Annotated in this window: 5 protein-coding genes and 1 pseudogene; all 6 read right to left on the bottom strand. The window is 63.4% G+C overall.

Features of this window, described 5'->3' with window-relative positions:
* Nucleotides 1-414: pseudogene (locus EN994_RS20760) on the bottom strand (flagellin); the annotation flags it as partial.
* Between the two features lie 200 nt (nucleotides 415-614).
* Complete coding sequence (gene fliP / locus EN994_RS20755; RefSeq protein ID WP_013529789.1) at nucleotides 615-1,346, bottom strand: flagellar type III secretion system pore protein FliP; 732 nt, start codon at nucleotides 1,344-1,346, stop codon at nucleotides 615-617.
* Nucleotides 1,343-1,837, bottom strand: coding sequence for a flagellar basal body-associated FliL family protein (locus EN994_RS20750; RefSeq protein ID WP_013529790.1), 495 nt, complete (start codon nucleotides 1,835-1,837; stop codon nucleotides 1,343-1,345). Before EN994_RS20750 ends, fliP begins: the two co-directional genes overlap by 4 nt.
* Before the next feature lie 17 nt (nucleotides 1,838-1,854).
* Nucleotides 1,855-2,565 (bottom strand): flagellar basal body L-ring protein FlgH, encoded by a 711-nt coding sequence (gene flgH / locus EN994_RS20745; protein ID WP_063168919.1) that lies wholly within the window; start codon nucleotides 2,563-2,565, stop codon nucleotides 1,855-1,857.
* A complete protein-coding gene (locus tag EN994_RS20740; protein WP_164746042.1) occupies nucleotides 2,562-3,149 on the bottom strand; it encodes a MotE family protein in 588 nt (195 codons plus the stop codon). The genes flgH and EN994_RS20740 overlap by 4 nt, the downstream gene beginning before the upstream one ends.
* A gap of 3 nt (nucleotides 3,150-3,152) precedes the next feature.
* A partial coding sequence (locus EN994_RS20735) for a flagellar basal body P-ring protein FlgI (protein ID WP_164746041.1) occupies nucleotides 3,153-4,117 on the bottom strand: 965 nt, incomplete at its 5' end.

Here is a 4,117-nt window from a genome sequence, read left to right as displayed (position 1 = left end):
GTCTACGGACAGCATGTTGGTGCCGGAGAAGGTGGCGCCGTCGGCGTAGGACTTCATCTGCGCCTGAAGAGCGGTGATTTCGGTCTGGGTCTTTTCCTTCGAGGCGTCCGTCTGGCCGTAGGAAGCCAGCAGCTTTGCCTTGATCTGGTTGATGGTGGAGATCGCGCTGTTCATGCCGGTATAGGCGGTGTCGACTTTCGAGGCGCCGAGGCCGAGAGCGTCCGAAACGGTGGACATTGCCTGGTTGTCGGAGCGCATCGTGGTGGCGATCGACCAGTAAGCGGCGTTGTCTGAGGCCTGCGAGACGCGATAACCGGTCGAGATGCGGGCCTGGGTGTCCTGGAGGGATTTGCTGGTGGCGTTAAGGCTCTGCAGAGCCGTCAACGCGGCGGAGTTCGTCATGATGCTGGACATGGTACTCGTACCTTGGTTTTTACAGGTGTTTTTTTGACATACCGGGCCTCCCGGTATGACGGTGCGGCATCATGCCAATGATCTCTGAAATCGATCACCCGCCATCTGCGAGCGAATATGCGGGCAAGTCCCTACCAAAGGGCTAAACCGGACGGTTAATCGAAAATATATTGCTGGAATTTCGAGCCGGCGCGGCAGAGTCAGTTGAAGGAGCGCACCAGGCTGCCGACAAGCAGGTTCCAGCCGTCGATCAGGACGAAGAACAGGATCTTGAACGGCAGCGACACCACCGTGGGCGGCAGCATCATCATGCCCATCGCCATCGTGATGGTGGCGACGATCAGGTCGATGACCAGGAATGGCAGCACGATCAGGAAGCCGATTTCGAAGCCGCGCCGGATCTCCGAGATCATGAAGGCGGGCACCAGGATGCGCAGGTCGACGGTGTCGCGCGAAACGGTCTGGCCGCGCTCGCGGGCGAGATCGGCGAAGAGGTCGAAATCCTTGTCACGCACATTGTGCAGCATGAAGGTGCGGAACGGATCGGAAATCTTGTCGAAGGCTTCGGTCTGGGTGATCTGGTTGTCCATCAGCGGCTTGACGCCGGTGTTCCAGGCCTGATCGAAGGTCGGCGCCATGACATAGAAGGTCATGAACAGCGACAGCGAAATCAGGATGAGGTTTGCCGGTGTCGACTGCAGGCCGATGCCGGCGCGCAGGATCGAGAAGGCGATGACGAAGCGGGTGAAGCTGGTCACCATGATCAGCAGGCCCGGCGCGACCGACAGAACAGTCAGCAGGCCGAACATCTGGATGATGTAGCCGACGGTGGTGCCGTCAGCCTTGCCGATGCCGCCGAGATCGAGCTGCTGAGCCGCCGCGATGGAGGTGGCGGCGGCGATCATGGCGGTGGCGAGAAGGAACTTTCTCATTCGAGCAGCAATGTCCTGATGAGTACCTGTTTGGCGTGACCCTGGCTGCGGATCGCGGCGCGTTCTTCGAGGTCGGCCTTCAGGTGCTGGTAGCCGCTGGCTCCCTCGATCTGATGCATCTTCAACGTGCGCACCAGGGCCAGGAGATCTTGGTGGATGTCATCCGACATTGCCTGTGGCTGCGGCGCGTCATAGACGACGGACACCTCCATCCTGATCCAGGTGCCGGCAGGCGAGGCGATGTTGGTGGTGATCGGCGCCAGCACGACAAGCATCGGGCCCAGGCCTGGTTGCTCGGCTGCGGCGGGCTGCATGATCTTACCTTCGTTCTCAGGCGCGACCGGTACCGACGCCGGTGCGCCGACGCCCTTGAGATAACCGCCGGACATCCAACCCACGCCAATGGCGGCCGCCGTCACAAGCAGCAGCATGCCGGCCTGAATGACAGGGGAGGGACCCTTGCGCGGCTGAACCTGTTCAATATTTGCCACGGCGACCTGCCCCGATCCTAGAACGGAAGAACCTGGTCGAGGATCTGCTGGCCGTAGGCAGGTTGCTGGACCTCGGTGATGCGACCGCGTCCGCCGTAGGAGATGCGGGCCTCGGCGATGCGTTCGTAGGGGATGGTGTTTTCGGCGCCGATATCGGCCGGCCGCACGATGCCGGCGAGCGTCAGCACCCTGAGCTCGGCATTGACGCGCACTTCCTGCGATCCGGTGATCATCAGATTGCCGTTGGGCAGCACATCGGTGACGATCGCCGCGACATTGAGTTCAAGCGTTTCCGAGCGCTTGATCTCGCCGTCAGCCGTCGTGTCGGTGGTGGAGGTGAGCGCCCCGGCGCCCTTGCCGGCGGTGCTCCACTTGTCCCACTGCGCGCTGAGGTCATAACCGAGCTTGCGATTGGCGGTGCGGCTCCTGTCGTTCTGGTTCTTGAAGTTGGCGCGATCGTTGATCTTGATCTTGACCGTCAGGATGTCGCCCTGGGACAGCGCCCGCGGGTCGGTGAACAGCCGGCTCTGGCGGTCGTCCCACAACGAGAATTTCTTGACCGGCGCTGGCGGCGTTTGCGGATATCGATAGAGCGAGCCGGTGCTGCCGCCATCGATGCCGGAGCCGACCGGGGACAGGGCCGGCTCTCTGCCGACCTCCTTGAGGTTGGTTCCGCAACCGGACAGCATGGTAGTAACCGCGCACAGGACAAGCATCTTCCGGATCATGACGGATCTACCCTTCGGGCTGCGCTGGCCATAATGCCGGTGAGCGTCGCCGCCGCCTTCTGGTCCATTTCGTTGAGGATGACGCTCGCCTTGCGTGAATCGAGCTTCATCAATATAGCCGCAGCCAGGTCGGCGTTGACGATGGCCAGCCGCTCGGCGGCGGCGTCGGGTTTCATACCGGCGTAGATCTGGACGACGCCGTCCTCGGCCCGGGCCAGGAAAACCTCGCGCCGCTTCAGCCAGGTCTCGTATTCAGCTTTCTTTGCATCAAGAGCTTTCATGCGCTCGTCAATGCCAGCCTGGAGCTGCTTCAGTTCCTGCGCCTGCAGGACATAGCGGCGGTTGCGGGCGGCATCGGCGATGTTTGAGCAGAAGCGCTCGATCTCGCTTTGGTCCGGCGCCTTTTCCCGTGTCAGTTGCTGCGGCGCCGCCGCCACCTGTGCTCCCGGCAGGACCTGGCGGACCGTCTCCTCGCCGCGCGCGGTGCCGCCGGCAAAGGGCAGAGCCGCGAGAAAAGCGGTCGCAAGCAGGATCGCGGCTTTGCGGCGTCTGTCGTGGCGTGGGAAGGAGCGCTTCATCGGCATCGCCTATTGCAGAACCAGGTCGGCCTGCAGGGCCCCGGCCGACTTGATGCCCTGCAGAATGGCGATGATGCCGTCCGGCTTGACGCCGAGGCGGTTGAGGCCGGAAACGAGGGTCTGGAGATCGGGCCCGTCAAGCACGGCAACGCGGGCGTCGGGCCGGCTGGCGTCGATGGCGGTGAACGGTTCGATCGCGGTCTCGCCCTTGGAGAAGGGCTCGGGCTGGACGACGCGCGGCGCTTCGGTGATGCGCACGGTGAGCGTGCCGTGGCTGATGGCGACCCGTGAGATCTTGACATCATTGCCGATGACGATGGTGCCGGTGCGCTCGTCGATCACGACACGGGCCGGCGTGTCGGATTCGACCACCAAATTCTCGATTTCGGCATAGAAGCGCGCCGCCGAGACACCCTTCGGCCTTCTGATCTGGACGGTGCGCGAATCGCGCTCGGCCGCCACCCGCATGCCGAAGCGCTGGCCGGTGTAGTCGTTGATGGCGTCCGCGATGCGGATAGCGGTCGAGAAATCAGGATTGCGCAGCTGCAGCGTCAGGATCGCCTGATCGTCGAATTCGGCTTGGACGGCACGCTCGACGATGGCGCCGTTGGGCACGCGGCCGGCGGTTGGCACGCCTTGCGTCAGCTGCTCGGCCTGTCCTTGCGCGGTAAAGCCGGACACGATGACCGAGCCCTGGCCGACGGCATAGATTTCGCCGTCCGCCGCCTTCAGCGGCGTCATGATCAGCGTGCCGCCGGAAAGCGAGGTCGCGTCGCCCATCGAGGAGACGTCGATGTCGATGCGGGCGCCCGACTGCACGTAGGGCGGCATGTTGGCGGTGACGATGACGGCGGCGACATTCTTGGCGCGCGCGCTGCCGCCTTCGGTGGCGATGCCGAGGTTTTCGAGCATCGCGCGGATCGACTGTTCGGTGAATGGCGAGTTGCGCATGCTGTCGCCCGATCCTGCAAGGC

Source organism: Mesorhizobium sp. M7A.F.Ca.CA.002.09.1.1, assembly GCF_003998555.1.
Taxonomy (GTDB): domain Bacteria; phylum Pseudomonadota; class Alphaproteobacteria; order Rhizobiales; family Rhizobiaceae; genus Mesorhizobium; species Mesorhizobium ciceri.
This window is presented reverse-complemented; position numbering and strand designations above follow the sequence as displayed.

What these genes read in the sequence shown, in the direction of transcription:
- fliP (WP_013529789.1), bottom strand. Translation starts at nt 1,346, where the DNA reads ATGAGAAAGTTCCTTCTCGCCACCGCCATGATCGCCGCCGCCACCTCC.
- flgH (WP_063168919.1), bottom strand. Translation starts at nt 2,565, where the DNA reads ATGATCCGGAAGATGCTTGTCCTGTGCGCGGTTACTACCATGCTGTCC.
- EN994_RS20740 (WP_164746042.1), bottom strand. Translation starts at nt 3,149, where the DNA reads ATGCCGATGAAGCGCTCCTTCCCACGCCACGACAGACGCCGCAAAGCC.